The organism is Caldisalinibacter kiritimatiensis (genome assembly GCF_000387765.1).
Lineage (GTDB): Bacteria > Bacillota > Clostridia > Tissierellales > Caldisalinibacteraceae > Caldisalinibacter > Caldisalinibacter kiritimatiensis.
In genome coordinates this window covers 1-2,825 of the sequence record NZ_ARZA01000107.1, presented here as the reverse complement: position 1 = coordinate 2,825, position 2,825 = coordinate 1, and the positions used below count along the sequence as shown (strand labels likewise).

General features: G+C 28.3%; 4 protein-coding genes and 1 pseudogene. 1 reads left to right on the top strand and 4 read right to left on the bottom strand.

The window, feature by feature from the left end; all coding sequences use genetic code 11:
* Positions 1-49: 49 nt before the first annotated feature.
* Positions 50-1,132, top strand: coding sequence for a sporulation integral membrane protein YlbJ (gene ylbJ, locus L21TH_RS05280; protein ID WP_006311098.1), 1,083 nt, complete (start codon positions 50-52; stop codon positions 1,130-1,132).
* Positions 1,133-1,237: 105 nt separating this feature from the next.
* Here ylbJ and L21TH_RS14920 read toward each other — a convergent pair.
* The 4 genes and pseudogenes from L21TH_RS14920 to rsmD all read right to left on the bottom strand — a co-directional run.
* Positions 1,238-1,366, bottom strand: a pseudogene (locus L21TH_RS14920) (transposase); the annotation flags it as partial.
* Between the two features lie 52 nt (positions 1,367-1,418).
* Complete coding sequence (locus tag L21TH_RS05275; RefSeq protein WP_006311094.1) at positions 1,419-1,865, bottom strand: hypothetical protein; 447 nt, start codon at positions 1,863-1,865, stop codon at positions 1,419-1,421.
* Between the two features lie 3 nt (positions 1,866-1,868).
* Positions 1,869-2,348 carry a pantetheine-phosphate adenylyltransferase gene (gene coaD / locus L21TH_RS05270; protein WP_006311092.1) on the bottom strand — a complete coding sequence of 160 codons (480 nt, stop codon included), beginning with the start codon at positions 2,346-2,348 and terminating at the stop codon, positions 1,869-1,871.
* 1 nt (position 2,349) lies between these two features.
* A partial coding sequence (gene rsmD, locus L21TH_RS05265; protein WP_034429403.1) for a 16S rRNA (guanine(966)-N(2))-methyltransferase RsmD occupies positions 2,350-2,825 on the bottom strand: 476 nt, incomplete at its 5' end.

Here is a 2,825-nt window from a genome sequence, read left to right as displayed (position 1 = left end):
AAACTCGGTAGAAGCAGCAACTAATGGAGTTAATACTTGGTTTAATATAGTGCTGCCTTCATTATTACCCTTTTTTATTTTATCAGAGATCTTAATAGGTCTAGGGATTGTTGATTTTATAGGTACTCTTTTACAGCCTTTGATGAAACCTATCTTTAATGTTCCAGGAGAAGGTGCTTTTCCTTTTGTCATGAGTATCACTTCTGGTTATCCTGTAGGCGTTAAAATTACTTCAAAACTCCTTTGTGAAAACAAAATAAATAAAATCCAAGCTCAAAGATTAGTTTCATTCTGTAGTACATCTGGTCCCCTTTTTATGATAGGTGCTGTATCCATTGGTATGTTTCATAATACAGCTATAGGTTCACTAATTGCTTTATCCCATTATTTAGGTGCAATTACTGTTGGTTTAATATTTAGATTTTATAAAATTAATGAAGGATACATATCTAAAGCAAAGCAAAAATATAGCATAAAAGACGCATTTATTAATTTGTCTAAAGCTAGGAAAAAAGATGGAAGAAGCCTCGGTGAATTAATGGGAGATTCGGTAAAAGAATCTATAGATACAATGCTTATTGTTGGTGGTTTTATCATACTATACTCTGTTATAATTGAAATTTTATCATTGTCCAATATTTTAGATTTTATCTGTAAATTATTTACTATTTTATTTCCTATTAATAACACTGAACTCCTTAAAGGTTTAATAAGTGGTATGATTGAAATAACAAATGGTTGTAGAATTGTAGCAAACGTTAATACATCAAATCTACTAATAAAGATTTCAACTGCCAGTTTTATAATTGGTTGGAGTGGATTCTCTATTCACAGCCAATCAGCTAGTATTATTAGCAAAACCGATATAAACTTAATAATTTACATGATAGCAAAATTCTTTCATGGTCTTTTTTCTAGTTTATATACTTACATTTTATATATTCTAGTTTTTAAAAACCAAGTAATATCATCTTTTAATTTTAATAACTATAATACCTTAAATTTTACACCTAGTTTCATATCTACGCTGACTTTTTCAATAAAACTATTTTTAATGTTATTAATTTCCTTGTTAATAATAAGTATTATATTTTTTATTTTAAATACCATAAAAGAAAGATATAATATCTAACTATTTCTTTGAATAATTAAAAAACTTTATAATCTTTACTTAAAATAATAGCCACTGCATATATACTGATAGTGTAAGTAATTTTGTGTAAATAATTTTTAGCGGACTATATTTAGTTTTAAGGCGTCTTTTAAGCTCTTTATTTGCTCTTTCTATCCAGTTAGTAGTATAAATACATTTTCTAATAGAAGTAGGATAATTATAGAATGTAAGAAGTGTATCAACACTGATGTTCCAATAATTAAAAAGATGGCATGTTCTTTTTTATGAACTGCCATCTTATACACTACTTTAATCCCTTTAACTCATTTCTATTATCTTCTAATGTGCTATTAATCTCTTTTAATTTATCTTGGATTTCCTTAAGTATTTGGTCTGCATATTCTCTTGCTCCTATTCTAATTTCCTTTGCATTTTTCTGTGCTTTAGACAAAATCTCCTCTGCTCTTTCTTGAGCTTTTTTAGTGATTTCATCTTGGTCTATCATTTCTTCAATATGTACCTTAGCCTCATTAACAATATTATCAGCTTCATTCTGTGCTTCAACTAAAATTCTTTGTCTTTCCTCTTTTATCCATTCTGCTTGCTTAACCTCATCAGGTAATTTTATTCTTATCTCCTTAATAACTTCTAATACCTCTTCCTTGTCCAATACAATTTTCCCAGCTAGTGGTATTGAAGAACTATCTTCTATAATGTCTTCAAGCTCATCTAATAACTTTAATACATCCACATATTATACCCCCTTTAATTTTTCATTTATTGCATCTTCAACTACATTCGGTACTACTCTTGAAATATCTCCACCAAATTTTGCAACTTCTTTTACCAAGCTCGAACTTAAAAAAGAATATTTATTATTAGTCATTAAGAAAAATGTTTCTAAATTGTTTTCTAAGTGTCTATTCATACATGCCATTTGCATTTCATACTCAAAATCTGATACTGCTCTTAACCCTTTAACTATAACCGATACACCTTTTTGCTTTGCATAGTCAACTAATAATCCTGAATATATATCTATCTCAACATTATCATAATCTTTTGTTACTTCCTGTAGTAATTTTTTTCTCTCCTCAGATGTAAACATAGGATTTTTAGCCGGATTATTTAAAATAACTACTATTACTTTATCAAACTTTTGGGAACATCTTTCAATAATATTTAAATGTCCATTAGTAACTGGATCAAAACTCCCCGGATAAATTACTGTCATATTACACATCTCCTATCCTATAAAAACTTATTGAAGTCCTACCATATTTCCTATAATCAACCAATTCCAAACCTAGAATTTTTTCATCTAATTCAGTTTTAGTGTCATGCTCCACTATAATAGTCCCATTCTCTCTTAAAATATTACTCTCATATATTTTTTCCAATGTATCTACTTCTAGCCTTTTTTTATAAGGAGGATCCATAAATATGTAATCAAACTCAACATTATTTAATTGCAGCTTATTTATTACATTTAACACATTATTCTTAATCACAGTAGCTTGTTCGTTAAGTTTTGTCTTTATAAGATTCTCTTTAATTGTATTTATGCTCACTTGACTACTATCAACAAAATAACATTGTTTTGCTCCTCTGCTCAAAAACTCTATTCCCACACTTCCAGTCCCTGCATATAAATCTAAAACAATACTATCTGGCGATATGTCTCCAATAATATTAAACAGTGATTCTTTAA

Excerpts from the sequence above, each read along its gene's own strand:
- coaD (WP_006311092.1), bottom strand. The coding sequence starts at position 2,348 with ATGACAGTAATTTATCCGGGGAGTTTTGATCCAGTTACTAATGGACAT.